Source organism: Oleiphilus sp. HI0061 (assembly GCF_001635675.1).
In genome coordinates, this window is record NZ_LWFE01001316.1 from 1 (window position 1) to 1,446 (window position 1,446).

Genomic DNA, 1,446 nt, shown 5'->3' on the forward strand with positions numbered 1-1,446 from the left:
TTTTACGAAGGGGTAATGCACAGCCACGCGCGTTTGACCTATAACCAGGTTGGAACCATTCTGGAAGAGCCCGACTCAAGTGATGGCATTCAACTTTGTGAAGATTTTGCTGATCGACTTCCCGAGCTGCACGAACTGTATGGTTTATACCAAGTGCTGGTCAGTCGTCGTAAAGATCGTGGTGCTATTGATTTTGAAACGGTTGAAACCAGAATTATTTTTGGTGATGAACGAAAAATTGATGCGATTGTACCAACTGAGCGTAATGATGCTCATAAAATCATAGAAGAGTGCATGCTCTGTGCAAATGTAGCGACAGCAGAGTTTTTATCGCGCCATAAGCTACCAACCTTGTATCGAATTCACGAGGGGCCGACAGCACAAAAACTAGAGAATGTGCGTTCATTTCTAGGTGAACAAGGTTTGCAGTTGATGGGCGGTGAAGATCCATCGCCTTCTGACTACCAACAAATTATGGCGGATATTCAGGATCGTCCTGACTTCAGCGTTCTACAAACCGTCTTATTACGCTCTATGAGCCAAGCAGTCTATGGGCCTGAAGAGAAAGGTCACTTTGGTTTGGCTTATGAACACTACGCTCACTTTACTTCACCTATCAGGCGTTATCCTGATCTATTAGTTCACCGTGCTATCAAGTCTGTTATTTATTCTGCTAAGAATAATGATTTTGACGACGTAGGTATTGCTGCGGATGCTCAGGCTCCTGAGTTAAGAAAAGCGTATAAATACCCATATGACCTAGCGAAAATGCTGGTTCTTGGTGAACACTGCTCGATGGCTGAGCGACGTGCTGATGAGGCGACGCGTGATGTAATGAGCTGGCTTAAGTGTGAGTACCTACAGCAACACTTGGGTGAGGAGTTTGAGGGTATTATCTCTGCCGTGACGGGCTTTGGCTTCTTTGTAGAGCTAGCTGATTTATATGCTGAAGGTCTAGTTCATGTCTCGACTTTAGACAGTGATTATTATCAATTTGATGCAGCGAAGCATCGCCTGATCGGTGAACGCTCAGGTAAGCGCTTTGGTCTGGGTGATAGGGTGCTTGTTCAGGTCTCAAACATCAATCTGGAAGAGCGCAAGGTTGACCTGGTTCTAGTGAGCTCAAGTTCCAAGTCACGTGACAAATTGCGCCCTAAGAAAGGTAAGCCCAAAAGCGGTAGCAAGCGCGACAGTCAGGACAAGCGGAAGGCAGGTGAGCGGCGTAAAGAAGCGGATAGACGTCAGGGAAGTGATAAACCTAAGGTTAAATCCCGAAATGGCGCAAGAAAGAAAACCGAGCGTCCGGTAAAAGCCAAGTCAAGAAAGCCGAAGTCTTCTTCAGAGTTGAAGACAGAAGAGCCTCAAGAGCTTAAATCTAGCCAGCCTTTAAAGCGCAAGCCAAGCAAGCTAGAAGCTTTAAAAAGCAAGCAAGTAAAAAAGCCCTTA

The 1,446-nt window shown here is 45.8% G+C and carries 1 protein-coding gene; it reads left to right on the top strand.

Features of this window, described 5'->3' with window-relative positions:
• On the top strand, positions 1 to 1,446 hold a 1,446-nt coding region (locus tag A3735_RS20805), incomplete at both ends, for a ribonuclease R family protein (RefSeq protein ID WP_156499797.1).